The 15309-nt window shown below is 62.4% G+C and carries 14 protein-coding genes; 5 read left to right on the top strand and 9 right to left on the bottom strand.

The features are described from left to right. Window positions 1-5 precede the first annotated feature (5 nt). The 5 genes from ACYASU_RS06235 to ACYASU_RS06215 form a co-directional block, all read right to left on the bottom strand. Window positions 6-947: an ABC transporter substrate-binding protein gene (locus ACYASU_RS06235; RefSeq protein WP_463582285.1), complete on the bottom strand. Its 942-nt coding sequence runs from the start codon at window positions 945-947 to the stop codon at window positions 6-8. Between the two features lie 64 nt (window positions 948-1011). Beyond that, complete coding sequence (locus tag ACYASU_RS06230; RefSeq protein WP_346626346.1) at window positions 1012-2004, bottom strand: ABC transporter permease subunit; 993 nt, start codon at window positions 2002-2004, stop codon at window positions 1012-1014. A 15-nt stretch (window positions 2005-2019) separates the two neighbouring features. Continuing rightward, window positions 2020-3588, bottom strand: coding sequence for a sugar ABC transporter ATP-binding protein (locus ACYASU_RS06225; protein ID WP_463582284.1), 1569 nt, complete (start codon window positions 3586-3588; stop codon window positions 2020-2022). Window positions 3589-4053: 465 nt separating this feature from the next. After that, window positions 4054-4374: a helix-turn-helix domain-containing protein gene (locus ACYASU_RS06220; RefSeq protein WP_463582283.1), complete on the bottom strand. Its 321-nt coding sequence runs from the start codon at window positions 4372-4374 to the stop codon at window positions 4054-4056. Then, window positions 4358-4666 (bottom strand): type II toxin-antitoxin system RelE/ParE family toxin, encoded by a 309-nt coding sequence (locus ACYASU_RS06215; RefSeq protein ID WP_463582366.1) that lies wholly within the window; start codon window positions 4664-4666, stop codon window positions 4358-4360. Before ACYASU_RS06215 ends, ACYASU_RS06220 begins: the two co-directional genes overlap by 17 nt. Here ACYASU_RS06215 and ACYASU_RS06210 point away from each other — a divergent pair. After that, entirely contained in the window at window positions 4562-5071 is a 510-nt protein-coding gene (locus ACYASU_RS06210) for a hypothetical protein (protein ID WP_463582372.1), read from the top strand. The genes ACYASU_RS06215 and ACYASU_RS06210 overlap by 105 nt on opposite strands. Before the next feature lie 168 nt (window positions 5072-5239). Next, window positions 5240-6109 (top strand): isocitrate lyase/PEP mutase family protein, encoded by an 870-nt coding sequence (locus tag ACYASU_RS06205; protein ID WP_065986037.1) that lies wholly within the window; start codon window positions 5240-5242, stop codon window positions 6107-6109. A 43-nt stretch (window positions 6110-6152) separates the two neighbouring features. Here the strand turns inward: ACYASU_RS06205 and ACYASU_RS06200 are convergent, their stop codons facing one another. Both ACYASU_RS06200 and ACYASU_RS06195 read right to left on the bottom strand, forming a co-directional pair. Next, a complete protein-coding gene (locus ACYASU_RS06200) occupies window positions 6153-7343 on the bottom strand; it encodes an MFS transporter (RefSeq protein ID WP_463582282.1) in 1191 nt (396 codons plus the stop codon). Between the two features lie 145 nt (window positions 7344-7488). Next, entirely contained in the window at window positions 7489-8517 is a 1029-nt protein-coding gene (locus tag ACYASU_RS06195; protein ID WP_463582281.1) for an alpha/beta hydrolase, read from the bottom strand. A gap of 200 nt (window positions 8518-8717) precedes the next feature. On the opposite strand from ACYASU_RS06195, the gene ACYASU_RS06190 reads away from it, so the two are divergent. After that, entirely contained in the window at window positions 8718-9659 is a 942-nt protein-coding gene (locus ACYASU_RS06190; protein ID WP_463582280.1) for an AraC family transcriptional regulator, read from the top strand. Between the two features lie 19 nt (window positions 9660-9678). Here ACYASU_RS06190 and ACYASU_RS06185 read toward each other — a convergent pair whose 3' ends face one another. After that, a complete protein-coding gene (locus tag ACYASU_RS06185; protein WP_192172180.1) occupies window positions 9679-10122 on the bottom strand; it encodes a (R)-mandelonitrile lyase in 444 nt (147 codons plus the stop codon). A 95-nt stretch (window positions 10123-10217) separates the two neighbouring features. Here ACYASU_RS06185 and ACYASU_RS06180 point away from each other — a divergent pair, with 95 nt between their 5' ends. Then, window positions 10218-11117 (top strand): LysR family transcriptional regulator, encoded by a 900-nt coding sequence (locus ACYASU_RS06180; RefSeq protein WP_463582279.1) that lies wholly within the window; start codon window positions 10218-10220, stop codon window positions 11115-11117. Between the two features lie 9 nt (window positions 11118-11126). Here the strand turns inward: ACYASU_RS06180 and ACYASU_RS06175 are convergent, their stop codons facing one another. Then, window positions 11127-13496 (bottom strand): DNA polymerase II, encoded by a 2370-nt coding sequence (locus ACYASU_RS06175; protein ID WP_463582278.1) that lies wholly within the window; start codon window positions 13494-13496, stop codon window positions 11127-11129. Window positions 13497-13722: 226 nt separating this feature from the next. On the opposite strand from ACYASU_RS06175, the gene ACYASU_RS06170 reads away from it, so the two are divergent. Next, on the top strand, window positions 13723-14976 hold the full coding sequence (locus ACYASU_RS06170; protein WP_463582277.1) for a M20/M25/M40 family metallo-hydrolase: 1254 nt from the start codon (window positions 13723-13725) through the stop codon (window positions 14974-14976). Window positions 14977-15309 lie beyond the last annotated feature (333 nt).

The following is a 15309-nucleotide window of genomic DNA, read 5'->3' as shown; positions in this document are numbered from 1 at the left end:
GCGTCTCAGTGCTTGCTGGACCAGCCGCTGTAGGAACCGACGTTGTCGCGGGTGATCAGTTTTGGCGTCAGCTGGGTGACCGCTTCAGCCGGCTTCTTGTCGTTGAGCAGGTCATTGCCGATGACCACCGCCTGCTGCGCCATGGCCCACGGGTCCTGGCTGGCGGAGGCCTGAATCGAGGTGTCGGACTTGAGCGCTTGCTCGATGTCCGGCGCGCCGTCCACCGACGTGATGACGATGCCGCTGCGTTTCAGCTGCTTGGCGGCCAGGTCACTGCCAATGGCCTGCGGATCGTTGATCGCGAACAGACCGTCGATTTTCGGGAAGCGCGTCAGGTAACCCTGCATCGCGTTCAGGCCGCCTTCGCGGGAGCCTTTGGCGTCCTGATCGTCGGAAAGAATCTTGATGTCCGGCGCGGCGGCGAAGGCCGACTTGCAGCCGGTGACGCGGTCAGTCACGGCGGTGACTTGCGGGCCGTTCTCGATGATCACGTTACCCTTGCCCGACAGCTTGTCGACGATGAACTGACAGGCCAGCTTGCCCGCTTCGACGTTGTCGGTCTGCACGGTGGCGTCGACACCGGCGGCGCTGACGTCCACGGCCACGACCTTGATGCCGGCCGCCTGGGCCTTCTTGATCGCTGAAGCGATGGCCTTCGGGTCCACGGCGTTGATCAGGATCAGGTCAACGCCCGACGCAATGAAGTTGTCGATCTGCGAGAACTGCTTGCTCAGGTCGTAATCGGCGGAGACGGAGGTGACTTTGACGTTGGGGTTGAGCTCCATGGCCTTCGCCTTGGCGCCGTCGGCCAGGGTGACGAAATACGGGTTGCCCAGGGAGCCCAGGGTGATGCCGACGGCTTTCAGCTCTCGGGCTTGAACGCCCTGGGACAGCAACGCGGCCAGGCACAGGGACACGACAGCAGGGAATTTGCGTTTGACGTTCATGGGTTCTCTCTTGTGATTATTGTCGGAGTCTTCGTTGAAACGCGTGCAGCCAGACAGCGTTGAATCAGGTTCGCGCACCGGACTGGCGATAGCGATCCAGCGCCACCGCGCCGATGATCACGATCCCCTTGATGATGTATTGCCAGATATCGGACACGCCCAGCAGCACCAGGCCGTTGGTCAGCACCGCGATGATCAGCGCGCCGATCAGGGTGCCGCCGATGGTACCGACGCCGCCGGTGAAACTGGTGCCGCCGAGGATCACCGCCGCGATGGCGTCCAGCTCGTAGGACTGGCCCAGCTGCAGGCCGTTGGCGGCGAACAGGCGCGAGGCGCTCATCACTGCGCCGAGCCCGGCCAGCGCACCGGACACCGCGTAGACGAACAGCAACACCTTCCACACCTTGATCCCGGACAGGCGCGCCGCTTCGGGGTTGCCGCCCACCGAGTAGATCTGCACGCCCATCACCGTGCGGCGCAGGATGAACCACGAGACCACGATGACCGCCACGGCGATGATCACCAGCCACGGCACGCCGAGCACCGAATCGTTGCCGATGAAGGCGAACGGCAGGTCGGGATTGAACACGGTTTTGTCATCGGCCAGCAGACGCGCCAGACCGCGCATCGCGGTAAGTGCGCCGAGGGTGACGATGAACGGCGGCAGGCGCATGAAGGCAATCAGGCCACCATTGACCAGCCCCAGCAGCAGGCCGAAACCCACGCCGGCAGCGATGCCGAGCATGCCGAACTGCGGCGACATCGACGCTTGCAGGGCGACCACTGCGGAGGCCGCGAGAATCGCGCCCACCGAGAGGTCGATCCCCGCCGTCAGAATCACGAAGGTCATGCCGGCCGCCAACACCACGTTGACCGAGGCCTGCTGGGTGATGATCGACAGGTTTTGCCAGCTCATGAAGGTGTCGGTCATCAGCGAAAAGCCGATCAACAACAGAATCAGCACCGGCAGCATGCCAACGGTGCGCATCAATTCGCGCGCACGTTCACGCTTGCTGATGGCGGCAACGGTGGGCGAGTTTTCCAGGGGCAGACTCATGGCCTGGTTTCCTTTTTATTGTTGTTGAATGTTGTGGTCGAAAGCATGGTGAGCCGCGGTGGCTGCGGCGTTCTCGCTGCCTGTCGCCAGATCGATGATCCGTTCCTGAGAGATCTCCTGCCCGGAGGCGCCGCCGACTTCGGCGACCAGTTCCCCTTCACGCATGATCAGCACGCGGTCGCAGGTGCCGATGATTTCCGGCAACTCGCTGGAGATCACCACAATGCCGACGCCGGCCTTGGCCAGTTCGTTGATGATTCGGTAGATCTCGGACTTGGAGCCGATGTCCACGCCGCGCGTTGGCTCGTCAAGAATCAGCACGTGGGGTTTGACCTCCAGCAGCCGCGCCAGCAGCACCTTCTGCTGATTGCCGCCGGACAGCGCGCCGACATTGACCTTGCCCGACGCCACCCGGATCGACAGTGAACGAATCGCCTCGATTGCCCGCTTCGCCCCACGTCCCCGATCGAGCACGCCACCGGCATGGGCATCGGGGACGCAGGCGCAGACGTTGATGTTGTCGCGCACGCTCATGTCCAGAAACAGGCCCTGGGCCTTGCGATCTTCGGTCAGGTAAACCGCCCCCGCACGGATTGCGTCAGCGGGGTTGCGCAGATCGGTGATCGCTTTGCCGGCCACTTCAAGGGTGCCGGAGATGCGCGAATCAGCAGCAAAAATCAAACGCGCCAGCTCCGTCCGCCCTGCCCCGACGAGCCCGGCGATGCCCAGCACTTCCCCGGCATGAAGATCGAAGCTGCACGGCTTGACGCGCTTGCCGTCGGCCATGTCGCGCACGCGCATGACCACGGCGCCGGGGTCGTAGGCGGCGTGTTCTTTCTTGTAGAACCCGGACAAGTCGCGGCCGACCATCATCTTCACCAGCGCCTCGGCTGACAGCGCACCGCGCTCCAGCATGCCGACGTACTCGCCGTCGCGCAGCACCGACACCCGGTCGGACAACTCGTAGATCTCGGCCATGCGATGGCTGATGTAAATGATCGCCAGGCCTTGGTCACGAAGCTGTTTGATCAGCGCAAACAGGCGGTCGGTTTCCCGGGACGACAGCGGCGTGGTCGGCTCGTCCATCACCAAAATTTTCGCGTTGGCGTGCAGGGCCCGGGCAATCTCGACCAGTTGCCGCTCGGCAATCGACAGCACGCTGACCTTGGTGGACGGCTTGAAATCAGCACCCAGTCGCACCAGCACATCAACGCAGCCGGCTTCCATCGCCTGGCGGTCGATGCTCCAGCCACGGCGCAGTTCGCGGCCCAGGTAAATGTTTTCGGCGACGCTGAGGTTCGGGCACAGGCTCAGTTCCTGATAGATCACCGCGATGCCGAGCGCTTTGGCGGACAACGGGTCAAACGCGCTCAGGGCCTGGCCGTCGATGCGGATCTCGCCACCGGCATCGGCCTGATAGGCGCCGGACAAAATCTTCATCAGCGTCGACTTGCCCGCGCCGTTCTCGCCCATCAGGGCATGTACTTCACCGGCGTACACCTTGAGGGCGACATTTTTCAGCACGCGCAGGCCGTTGAAGGTCTTGGAAATAGCGGACATTTCCAGCACGGGTTGAGGGGGCATAGCGAGGACGGCACTCATGGCCGGGCGGCCGATGAAGCAGCAATGACGAGCGCGGACAGCACACGCGGCAATCGAGCAGACGAGCTGATCATGTGGATCTCCGAGGTTTCTTGTTTTTATGCCTGGGCCACCTCTTTGCGGGTGGCACTCGGGTGTTGCTGTGAAATATTTCGGAACAGCTGAATCCTAGAACAGCTGAATCGATTCACGCAAGCGCTTGCTTCGGTATTTTCAGTTCGGGGATTGCGGCGCAAGGTCTGGCCACTTCCCGGCTGAAGCCGGTCCTACCCAGCGCGGCAGAGGTCAGCCCCGCCCTTGATCGTCCCCGCGCTCCACGTGGGGATGCAGCCTGTGACGCTCCGCGTCACCTCCCGTTCTCGAATGCGCGTCATGTGTTGGACGCAGAGCGTCCGGGGCGGCGTTACCACGCAGAGCGTGGGAACAATCGGTCGACGATACCAGCGCTCAGGCGAGAACCTCGAGTCCATGCTTTTGAACGATGCTCAGCAGCTTCAACCCCATGCCACCGGGACGCTTCGACCCCGCTTCCCACTGTTTGATCGTGGAGGTGCTGGTGTTCAGATAGCGGGCAAACACCGGCTGGCTGACATGACTTCCCTCGCGAATGGCTTTGATCTGTGCCGGGTCTATCGCAGCCGGGACCTCGGCGATGCGGTGCTGATCAAACTCGCGCATTGTGGCCTTGTCGATGGCACCGATGCCCAGCAGAGCAGTGGCGGACTCATGCACCGATGCCAGCGCTTCGCTCTTAATTCTTTTTTTCATGACAGATCTCCGTGAAATCCTGTCGATCCAGGAGCAGTTGTATTTGCTGACGGCTTAATTTTTCGTACACCTTGGCGAGCTTTCTGAAAGCTATAAGCTCCTGCCTGTTGATGTTGCTCTGAGTCTGTTTCGAGAACAGAAACTGATAGACCCAGTAAAACTTGCCCCTCGCCAAAATGATCGAGCGATGGCGGTTAGCGTTGAGTCGCTTCTTCCAGACGCCACCGCCCAGATCATCGGCTTGGCCGTTGAAAACCTCCCTTATTGCACTGCAAAGCTCGCTGTCCTCAATAGCTGCCTTCTTGGCTGCGAAGCAAAAACCCTTTGTTTTGAAAACCCTGTCCTGCATTTGGCTACCTACCGTGAAGTAAAATCTACCACTCAGTGGTATACATCTCAAAGTTGCGTTCGCCGCTTCACGATCGGCTACGCGCAGTTGGGGTCATTTCTGAAAACGCTGTGGGAAATAAATGTGGAGATCGTCCCCACGCTCCGCGTGGGGATGCAGCCTGTGACGCTCCGCGTCACCTCCCGTTCTCGAATGCGCGTCTTCTGCTGGACGCGGAGCGTCCGGGGCGGCGTTACCACGCAGAGCGTGGGAACAATCGGCATCACCTGGTGGCAGAAAGACTGCTTCCGTAGGACCGGCTTCAGCCGGGAAGAGGCCGGGGTGATCACTGTCAATTCTTCGGTGTAATGCAAACGCCTTCCCGGCTGAAGGCGGTCCTCCCAGGCGCTGCGGAGGTCGGGGCCGCGCGGCCACCTACGCAAATCAATGCACGTCGCTCGTCGAGGTGAGACGTTTCAGCCTGAATTTGCGGTAGCATTGCTGGCATTTAGATGACGGCCAGAATCAGGAAGCCTTATGTCCAGAATTTCCCACTCCGCTTTGCGTCGCAAATTCCGTGAGCAGCTGGCTTCGCAGCACTGCGTCGAGACGGCTTCAGTGTTCGATCCCATGTCGGCGCGCATCGCGGCGGATCTGGGTTTTGAGGTCGGTATTCTGGGCGGATCGGTGGCGTCGCTGCAGGTGCTGGCAGCCCCTGATTTCGCGTTGATCACCCTGAGCGAGTTCGTCGAGCAGGCCACCCGCATCGGCCGCGTCGCGCAACTGCCTTTTATTGCCGACGCCGACCATGGCTACGGCAACGCCCTGAACGTCATGCGCACCGTGGAAGAACTGGAGCGCGCCGGTGTGGCGGCGCTGACCATCGAAGACACCTTGCTGCCGGCGCAATTCGGCCGCAAATCCACGGACCTGGTGTCCATCGAAGAAGGCATCGGCAAGGTCAAGGCCGCCCTTGAAGCCCGCGTCGATCCGGAACTGACGATCGTCGCCCGGACCAACGCCGGCGTGCTGCCGGTCCAGGACATCATCGAACGTACCCTCGCCTACGAAAAGGCCGGCGCCGACGGCATCTGCATCGTTGGCATCAAGGACTTCGAGCACCTGGAGCAGATTTCGGAAAAGCTCACCGTCCCGCTGATGCTGGTGACCTACGGCAACCCCGAGCTCAATGACCGCCAGCGCCTCGCCGATCTGGGCGTGCGAGTGGTGGTCGCCGGGCACGCGGCGTACTTTGCCGCGATCAAGGCCACCTACGACAGCCTCCGCGCCCAGCGCCAGGTCACCCACAGCACCTCGAATCACAGCGCCACCGAACTGACCCACACCTACACCTTCCCGGAAAATTACGTGGCCTGGGCCAAGGATTTCATGGACGTGAAAGAGTGAGGCTGCGGCGTGGCGCATGATTGCGTCACACCGCCTGCACGCTTCATGCAGTTACCGCTGCGGTCCGCGACACCTTCCACGCCAACAGCGCGGCGACGAGCAAAAACACGCCACTCGTGATAAACGTCGCGCTGTAGCCCATCCCGTCATACAGCAAGCCACCCGCCGTTGCGCCCAGCGTGATCGCCAGCTGGATCACCGCGACCATCAGCCCTCCTCCCGCCTCGGCGTCTTTGGGCAGCGTGCGGGTCAGCCAGGTGAACCATCCCACTGGCGCACAGGTCGAGATCAGACCCCAGGCGCCGAGCATCACCGCGGTCATGGCAAACGACTGACCGCACGCCAGCAGCACGATGGCAATGCCCGCCATCAGCACCGGAATGGCGATCAGTACCCGGTACAGATTTTTTGCCAATACGGCGCCAATCATCAGCGTCCCGGCCAGCCCTGAGACGCCGATGATCAGCAGCAGGATCGACAGCTTCGGCACATCGACCCTGGTCACTGATTCCAGAAACGGCCGCAGGTAGGTGAACAGCGCAAACTGACCCATGAACAGGAAGGCTACCGCCGCCATCCCGTAGACCACCTTCGCGCGGCCCAGCAATCGAAACACGTCCGTCGTCGAAACGGACGAGCGCTCACTGGGCATGCGCGGCAGCGTGAAGGCCTGCCAGCACAGCGCCAATGCAGCCAGCGGGACCACGCAGAAAAACGCGCCGCGCCAACCAATCAGCCCGCCCAGAAAACTGCCCAGAGGCGCCGCAACGGCGGTGGCCAGCGCCGTACCACTCTGCACCATGGCGATGGCCCTGGGCACCATCGACTCGGGGGCAATACGCATCATCACCGCCGTGCTCATCGACCATGAACCGCCGATCGCAACACCCAGCACCGCCCGACCGAACATCAGCACCGGGTAATTCGGCGCCAAGGCAACCATTGCCCCCGAAACGATCAGCAAGGCAGTCAGGGTCAGCAGCACCGGCTTGCGATCAAGCCCACGGGTCAGCGCAGAGAGAAACAGGCTGGTGACCACCGCAAAAAATCCCGAGATTGAGATCGCCTGACCTGCCTGGCCTTCGGTCAGGCTCAAGTCGGCAGCAATGGGCGTCAGCAGACTGACCGGTAAAAACTCGGACGCGACCAGCGCGAAAGCGCACAGCGACATCGCCAGCACGGCGCCCCACACACGGTGGGTTGTTTCGGTCATCGGTACAGCGGGGGTGCCCATGAACATGCTCCAGGTCATTCAGCCCCGCCATGCAGCGGGGCCAGTGATCAACAAACGGCGCGCAAAACCGCGCGTGCAACAAAAAGGACCCTTCCGGCAGCATCCGGCACGTGACCGGATCGAGCCGTCGTGAACAGTCTGAAAGTTACTTCAGATGGGTCTGAAAGAAAGACGTGAGCCTGTCGAAAGGAATCAGATCCACCCGGTCGTACAAGTCCACGTGCCCGGCACCCGGAATGATCACCAGCTCCTTGGGCTGACCGGCCAGGCGATAAGCCTCCTCGCTGAACTCACGGGAATGGGCGTTCTCGCCGGCGATGAACAGCATTGGCCGCGGTGAAATCGTCTCGATGTCAGCGAACGGGTAGAAGTTCATGAACTTCACGTTACTGGTCAGCGTGGGGTGCGTGGTCAACTCAGGCGACCGGCCCTTCGGGGTGAACTCGCCACGTGGGGTCCGGTAGAAATCGTAAAACTCACGCTCGATCGGGTTGGAGTGTTCGGTGAGTGTGTCCACGGTGCCGCTGGTGTACTGGGTTTTGCCACCGACAAACTCGACATCACGTTGTGCAGCGGCGGCCGCGATCGCTGCTTTGCGTTGCTCGACACTGACCGAATGCTGCAGGCCGTTGCGATTGACGCCGCCCATGTCATACATGCTCACGGTCGCGACGGCCTTCATGCGTGGGTCGATCTTCGCAGCGCTGATGGCGAAACTGCCGCTGCCGCAGATACCCAGCACGCCGATGCGGTTGCGATCGACGAAGCCCTGGCTGCCGAGGTAATCGACGGCGGCGCTGAAGTCTTCGGCGTAGATCTCGGGGGACACCAGATTGCGCGGCCGGCCTTCGCTTTCGCCCCAGAAGGACAGGTCGATGGCCAGCGTAATGAAACCCTGCTCGGCCAGTTTCTGCGCGTACAGGTTCGAGCTCTGCTCCTTCACGGCGCCCATGGGGTGGCCGACGATGATCGCGGGATACTTGCGGCCACTGATCATGTCTTTGGGCACGAACAGGTTGCCCACTGTTTTCATCTCGTACTGGTTGTTGAACGTCACCTTCTGCCGGGTGACCTGTTCACTGGTGTAGAAGTTGTCAGCTCCGCTGGACATATCGGCTCCCATTGTCGCGAATGAGCTGACCAGCAAGGCCAGCCCCATCATCAGTTGTTTCATGAATGTCTCCGGCGCCAAGGCATGGCGCAAATGAAGTGTGCGATGCACATCTTCATGGCGCGGCCCGGGCAACCCGTAGAGCGATCCGGTGGTTTTCTTGCCTGATCCGATCAATCCCGAGGCGCGAGGCTGGACGGCTGTTTTGCCGGGCACGTACAGTTCCGGCTCAATGGCACAACAGCAAAACCAGGGGGAAAAACATGGGTGATACCGCGCTTTCAACGCTGGCGAAAGGCAGTGCCACCCGCGCCCGGTTGCAAACCCTGACGAACGCCATCGGGCACCTCACGCCGGCCTCCGGTGACTTTCCCACCGCCATCGCCGACCTCGGCCTGTTTCGTCGCGAAGCGCCCTCGCCGCCGGTCATGTGCATCCTCGCGCCAAGCATCGTGCTGGTGGCCCAGGGCGCCAAGGAAATGGTCATCGGCAGCGACGTCTATCCCTACGACACGACGCGCTTTCTGATCACCTCGCTGGACGTGCCGGCCAACTCCGCCGTGACCCTCGCCAGCGCGGACGCGCCGTGTCTGGGACTGGTGTTCAAGCTTGACCTGCGCACCTTGACCGAGCTGATCGCCCAAGGGGATGCGCCAATACCGAAGGCGCGCGCAGTGGGCAAAAGCGCGGGCATTGCCAGCCTGACCTCAGCGCTGCTCGATCCCTTGGCCCGACTGGTCGACCTGTTGCAGGAGCCCGACGCCATTCCGGTGCTCTGGCCCCTGTTGCAGCGCGAGATTCACTTCCGTCTGCTCACATGCGATCAAGCGCCGCTGCTACGGCACATTGCGTCGGTCGACAGTCAGGGCTACCGCATCGCCAAAGCCATCGACTGGCTGAAGCTCAATTACGCGACAGCCCTGCGCGTCGAAGACCTGGCCGCGCGGGTGCAGATGAGCGCGCCGAACTTTCACCTGCACTTTCGCAACCTGACGTCCATGAGCCCGCTGCAGTACCAGAAATGGCTGCGCCTGAACGAAGCCCGGCGGCTGATGCTCAACGACCATCAGGACGCCGCCAGTGCAGCGTTCAAGGTCGGCTATGAAAGCCCGTCGCAGTTCAGTCGCGAGTACGGTCGGCTGTTTGGCGCACCGCCGAAAAAGGACATTACGCGGCTGCGCAGCCAGGCCGTGGCGGCGTCATGATCGTCGCCGTGCCAGCCACTCAGTCTTTTTTGACCGGCCCGGCCAGGTAGGTCTGCTCGGTCACCGGCTCCAGCCAGTCGACCGGCTTGCCATCCAGCGCTTCATTGACCGCGACGTGTTGCATGGCGGTGGTGTCGGTTGCGCCGTGCCAGTGACGACGGCCGCAGTTACACCAGATCAGATCACCCGGACGGATTTCGGTTTTCGGCCCGCCTTCACACTGGGTCCAGCCGACGCCATCGGTGACCAGCAGGATCTGGCCCAGCGGGTGGGTGTGCCAGTTAGTGCGCGCGCCCGGCTGGAAATTCACGATGGCCAGACCGACCCGCGCCGGTGCCGGGGCGTTGAAAATCCGGTCAATGCGCACGTCGCCGGTGAACCAGTCTGCGGGCCCCTTGATGGCTTTGGCCGAGCCGGCGCGGTGGATTTGCATGTCTTCAGCAGCGCTGTCAGTGGCGGTCATGTCAGGTCTCCAGAAAGTGTGCAGCCAGCGTAACAAGGGCACATTGGCGACAGTATCCGTAGAATGCTTCGATCAAAATGAAGGAGCGCTTCGCAATGGCGGATTACAAACTCGATGATCTGACCGTGTTCGTTGCAGTGGGCCGAGAAGGCAATTTCACCCGCGCCGCCGCCGCGCTGGGCATCTCCCCCTCCGCCGTCGGCCAGACCATGCGCCTGCTGGAAGAGCGTCTCGGCGTTCGCCTGCTCACCCGCACCACCCGCAGCGTGACCCGCACCGAAGTCGGCGAGCAGTTATTCAAGGGACTGGCGCCACTGCTCGACAGCATTGAAGAGCAGGTCAACGCCGCCATCGAGCACAGCGGCCGCCCGTCCGGCACGGTGCGCATCACCGCCGATGAATTCGCCGCGCGTTACGTGCTCTGGCCTCGCCTCAAACCATTGCTCGATCAATACCCGGACATGACCATTGAGCTGGTCACCGACTACGGCCTGACCGACATCGTTGCCCAGCGCATCGACGCCGGTGTGCGCCTGGGTGACACCCTCGCGGCAGACATGATCGCCGCGCCGATTGCCCCGCCGTTGCGGCTGATGACCGTGGCGTCCCCCGAATACCTGGCGCGGCATTCCACGCCGCAGGTGCCGGAGGACTTGCCCCGCCATCGCTGCATCAACCTGCGCCTGCCCACCCATGGCGCGCTGTATCAATGGGAGTACGCCAAAGACGGCCGTGATATCCGCGTGCGCGTCGACGGCCCGTTGATCATGAACAGCGTGTTTCAGATTCTTCAGGGTTGCCTGGACGGCGTCGGTCTGGCGCAGCTTCCCGAGGGGCTGGTGGCCGGGCCTATCGAGCAGGGCGAACTGGTGGAAGTGCTCGCCGACTGGTGCGAGCCGTTCGAGGGCTACCACCTTTACTACCCCAGCCGGCGCCAGCACACGGCGGCGTTTCGCGTGGTGCTGGAGGCGCTGCGGATCAATCCGCTGGCGTGAAAACCCAGGTCAGAAGTCGAAGCTGAACTGGTCCTGGGAACTGAGATCGATGGTCCGCGAGATCACGAACGGCAGGATCGCGTCGGCAATCGGCTGCAGCTGTTTGCTGATGTAGTGGTCGTAGTCGATGGCCGCCGTCCGTACTTCCAGCGGCTCGGGTCCGGCGACCGTGATCACGTAGCTGATCCAGCCGCCATTCTGGTACTGCAACGGCCGACCCTGCTGACGGTTGTACTCATCGGCCAGCCGCGCGGCGCGCACATGGGGCGGCACGTTGCGTTCGTAATCGTCGAGGGCCCGGCGCAGGCGTTTGCGATAGACAAGCTGGCCGTCGAGTTCCCCGGCCAGGGTCCGGCCCACGTACTCCCGAATGTATTCCTGAAACGGCTGACGCTGGAAAATCCGCAGGTACAGCTCCTGCTGAAAAGTCCGGGCCAGCGGCGACCAGTCAGTGCGCACGACCTCCAGCCCCTTGTAGACCATTTCGTCTTCGCCGTTGGCGCGAGTGACCAATCCCGCATAACGCTTCTTGCTGCCCTCCTCCGCGCCGCGAATGGTCGGCATCAGGAAGCGCTTGAAGTGGGTTTCGAATTGCAGCTCGAGCGCACTCTCCAGCCCGTATTCCTCTTTCACATGAGCGCGCCACCAGTCGTTGACCTGCTTGACCAGCGCGGTGCCGATCTGCGCCGCGTCATCCTGCTCGTGGGCCTTCTTCAGCCAGACAAAGGTCGAGTCGGTATCGCCATAAATCACCTCGTAACCCTGGGCTTCGATCAGCAGCCGGGTCTGGTGCATGATCTCGTGCCCGCGCAGGGTGATCGACGACGCCAGCCGCGTGTCGAAGAACCGGCAACCGCTGGAACCGAGCACGCCGTAGAAAGCGTTCATGATGATTTTCAGCGCCTGGGACAGCGGCGCATTACGCTCGCGTTTGGCCACCTCGCGCCCTTCGGCCACCCGCGAAACGATGGCCGGCAAACAGTGGCGGGTTCGGGAAAAGCGCGCGCCACGAAAGCCTTCCACCGAATCGCTGTCGTCGGGGTGCTTGAGGCCTTCGATCAAGCCTACGGGATCAATCAGAAAGGTGCGGATGATCGATGGATACAGGCTCTTGTAATCGAGCACCAACACCGATTCGTACAGCCCGGGACGCGAATCCATGACGAAACCGCCGGGGCTGGCTTCCGGCATGCGCTCGCCCAGGTTCGGCGCGACGAAGCCCTGGCGGTGCATCAGCGGAATGTACAAATGCTCGAACGCGGCCACCGAACCGCCGCTTCGATCCACCGGCAGGCCGGTCACCGTGGCGCGTTCGAGGAGGAAGGTGAGCAGCTCGGTCTTGGCGAAAATCTGCGTGACCAGCTCGCAGTCCTTGAGGTTGTAACGCGCCAGCGCCGGCTTGTCCTCGGCGAACATGCGGTTGATCTCGTCCATGCGCTGATACGGATTGTCGATGGCCTTGCCTTCGCCGAGGAGCGTTTGCGAAACGTTTTCCAGACTGAACGACGGAAAGCTCCAGGTCGCCGAGCGCAGCGCTTCGATGCCGTCGATGATCAGCCGCCCGGCCGCCGCCGCGAAGAAGTGATTGTTGCGCGCGCCGTGTTCGCGCCAGGTCATCACCTCGCCGCCGCGCCCCAGACGCAGCGGCACATTCAAGCGCCGAGCGTGCTCGTGCAGCACGCGCAGATCGAACTGCACCACGTTCCAGCCGATGATCCCGTCGGGGTCATGGCGGGCCATCCATTCGTTGAGTTTCTCCAGCAGCGCGACGCGGGTGTCGCAGTATTCGAGCTTGAAATTCACCTGGGCGTCATCGCCATTGGCCGGGCCGAGCATGTACACCTGACGCTCGCCGCAGCCGTGCAGGCCGATGCAATACAGCTCGCCGCGCTCGGTGGTTTCGATGTCCAGCGAGACCAGTTTCAGGGTCGGTCGGTAACGTGGATCGGGCCTGAGTTGCGCGTCCAGCAACAGGCCATTGGCGTCCGGCCGCCCGCTGAACTGCACCGGCGCGGTGATGAAACGCTCCATCAGGTAACGCTCGGGCGGGCGAATATCGGCTTCGTAGACGTCGACGCTGGCCTTGCGCAGATCGCTTTCCAGGCTCATCAACTGGCGATGCTGCCGCGTGTAGAGCCCCATCACCGGGCGATGGCGAAAATCACACAGCTCCAGTGGCTTGAGCTCGACATGGTGCTCGTTGCGCAACACGGCTTCAGCGCGCTCGCGGTGCTGCTCCGGGATAAACGCGACGGAGGTCTGGTACGGCAGGCGCACCTGGCGCGGCCCCTCGTCGGTGGCCAGCCAGAATTCCACTTCGGTGCCGGCGTCCGTGTCGCGCCAATGCCGGGTCAGGACGAAGCCCTGCTGTAAATCCACCGCTGCAACCTCGTCGCTTTTTATTTCAGACGGGGATTCTACGGTGAATGCGACAGGAAAGCGCGGCGGCTGCGGAAAAGCACCATGCCCGGCCGATGACCTGTCAGCCAGCAGCGGCTCTCCCGGAAAATCCGCCCCACGGTCAGTGCCTGACGACCTATGCTGCGGGAACGATGTGGGTCCCATGGACATCACAACAACTCGACCACCATCTGAGGGATCCAGCATGCACGTTCGACGTACCGCCCTGACGACTTCCATCCTCGCCGCGCTGTTGAGTGGCGGCGCCCTTTTTGCCGGCAGCGCCTATGCCGCCGATGTCTCCCCCGAGCAGTTATTGAAGAAGGCCGAGGCCGAGCAAAAACCTTATCTGGCCACCGTCAAGCAACTGGTCGACATCGACACCGGAACGGGTCAGGCACCCGGCCTGAAAATGGTCAGTGCGGTGCTGGTCGAACGGCTGAAGGCTTTAGGCGCAACAGTCGAAACCACGCCGGCGACGCCCTCGGCGGGCGATAACATCGTCGGCACCCTCAAGGGCACGGGCAGCAAATCCTTTCTGCTGATGATCCACTACGACACCGTGTTCGGTCCGGGTACCGCCGCCAAGCGGCCTTTTCGCGTCGATGGCGATCACGCCTACGGTCCCGGTGTCGCCGACGCCAAAGGTGGCGTGGCGATGGTGCTGCATACCCTGAAGCTGCTGGAAGACGAGAAGTTCAAGGACTTCGACACGATCACCGTGCTGTTCAACCCTGACGAAGAAACGGGGTCCGCCGGCTCGAAAGACCTCATCGCCGAACTCGCCCGCAAGCACGACTACGTGTTCTCATTCGAGCCACCGGACAAGGACGCCGTGACCGTCGCCACCAACGGCATCAACGGCGTGTTCGTCGACGTCAAAGGCAAATCCTCCCACGCCGGCTCCGCCCCGGAAGCCGGGCGCAATGCGGCCATGGAACTGGCCCACCAACTGGTGCAGCTCAAGGACCTGGGCGACCCGGCCAAGGGCACAACGGTCAACTGGACGCTGATCAAAGCCGGCGAGAAACGCAACATCATTCCGTCGAGCGCCGCGGCTGAGGGCGACATGCGCTATTCAGACCTGAGCGAATCCGATCGCGTATTGGCCGACGGTCAGCGCATCGTGCAGGGCAAAATGATCGACGGCACCGACGTCACCTTCCGCCTCGACAAAGGCCGCCCCCCACTGGCAAAAAACCCCGCAACCGACGCCCTCGCCAAAACCGCCCAGGCGATCTACGCCAAAACCGGCCGCACCCTCGAACCCATCGCCATGCGCTTCGGCACCGACGCCGGCTACGCCTACGTCCCCGACAGCCAAAAACCCGCCGTCCTCGAAACCATGGGCGTCGTCGGCGCCGGCCTCCACGCCGACGACGAATACATGGACCTCACCAGCATCGCCCCAAGGCTCTACCTGACGGCGGCGATGATCATGGAATTGTCCGGGAAATAAGGCGGGGCGCTTTTTAGAGCTTGTCGATAGATCGCGACTTTGTTGCCCTTCGGGCCTTTCGCGAGCAAGCTCGCTCCCACATTTGCTTAAACGTGCCATGGCCTGATAGACCGAGTTGCCAGCTTTTGGGTTGCGTCGAAAATTGGGCGGGGCTACATAAGACGGGCTTTGATTTTCGCCTTTGATCATCGTTACGACGCAAAAAGTCCAGTCACCACCAATCGCGACTTGGGTGCAGGCTGAACGCAGACGACGCGGAGTGGGCCGAGCCGCATGGATGCGGCGAGAGCGCCGTCAGGACATGGATGTCCGTTCGGCGCGGGCCCACGGAGC

It is taken from the genome of Pseudomonas sp. HP_12 (assembly GCF_055283955.1).
Note: the sequence above shows the minus strand (reverse complement) of the source record. Positions and strands in the feature narration are given on the sequence as shown.

Excerpts from the sequence above, each read along its gene's own strand:
- ACYASU_RS06220 (WP_463582283.1), bottom strand. The coding sequence starts at position 4,374 with ATGAAAAAAAGAATTAAGAGCGAAGCGCTGGCATCGGTGCATGAGTCC.
- ACYASU_RS06235 (WP_463582285.1), bottom strand. The coding sequence starts at position 947 with ATGAACGTCAAACGCAAATTCCCTGCTGTCGTGTCCCTGTGCCTGGCC.
- ACYASU_RS06205 (WP_065986037.1), top strand. The coding sequence starts at position 5,240 with ATGTCCAGAATTTCCCACTCCGCTTTGCGTCGCAAATTCCGTGAGCAG.
- ACYASU_RS06170 (WP_463582277.1), top strand. The coding sequence starts at position 13,723 with ATGCACGTTCGACGTACCGCCCTGACGACTTCCATCCTCGCCGCGCTG.
- ACYASU_RS06230 (WP_346626346.1), bottom strand. The coding sequence starts at position 2,004 with ATGAGTCTGCCCCTGGAAAACTCGCCCACCGTTGCCGCCATCAGCAAG.
- ACYASU_RS06210 (WP_463582372.1), top strand. The coding sequence starts at position 4,562 with ATGGCGGTTAGCGTTGAGTCGCTTCTTCCAGACGCCACCGCCCAGATC.
- ACYASU_RS06190 (WP_463582280.1), top strand. The coding sequence starts at position 8,718 with ATGGGTGATACCGCGCTTTCAACGCTGGCGAAAGGCAGTGCCACCCGC.
- ACYASU_RS06225 (WP_463582284.1), bottom strand. The coding sequence starts at position 3,588 with ATGCCCCCTCAACCCGTGCTGGAAATGTCCGCTATTTCCAAGACCTTC.
- ACYASU_RS06185 (WP_192172180.1), bottom strand. The coding sequence starts at position 10,122 with ATGACCGCCACTGACAGCGCTGCTGAAGACATGCAAATCCACCGCGCC.
- ACYASU_RS06195 (WP_463582281.1), bottom strand. The coding sequence starts at position 8,517 with ATGAAACAACTGATGATGGGGCTGGCCTTGCTGGTCAGCTCATTCGCG.
- ACYASU_RS06180 (WP_463582279.1), top strand. The coding sequence starts at position 10,218 with ATGGCGGATTACAAACTCGATGATCTGACCGTGTTCGTTGCAGTGGGC.
- ACYASU_RS06200 (WP_463582282.1), bottom strand. The coding sequence starts at position 7,343 with ATGGGCACCCCCGCTGTACCGATGACCGAAACAACCCACCGTGTGTGG.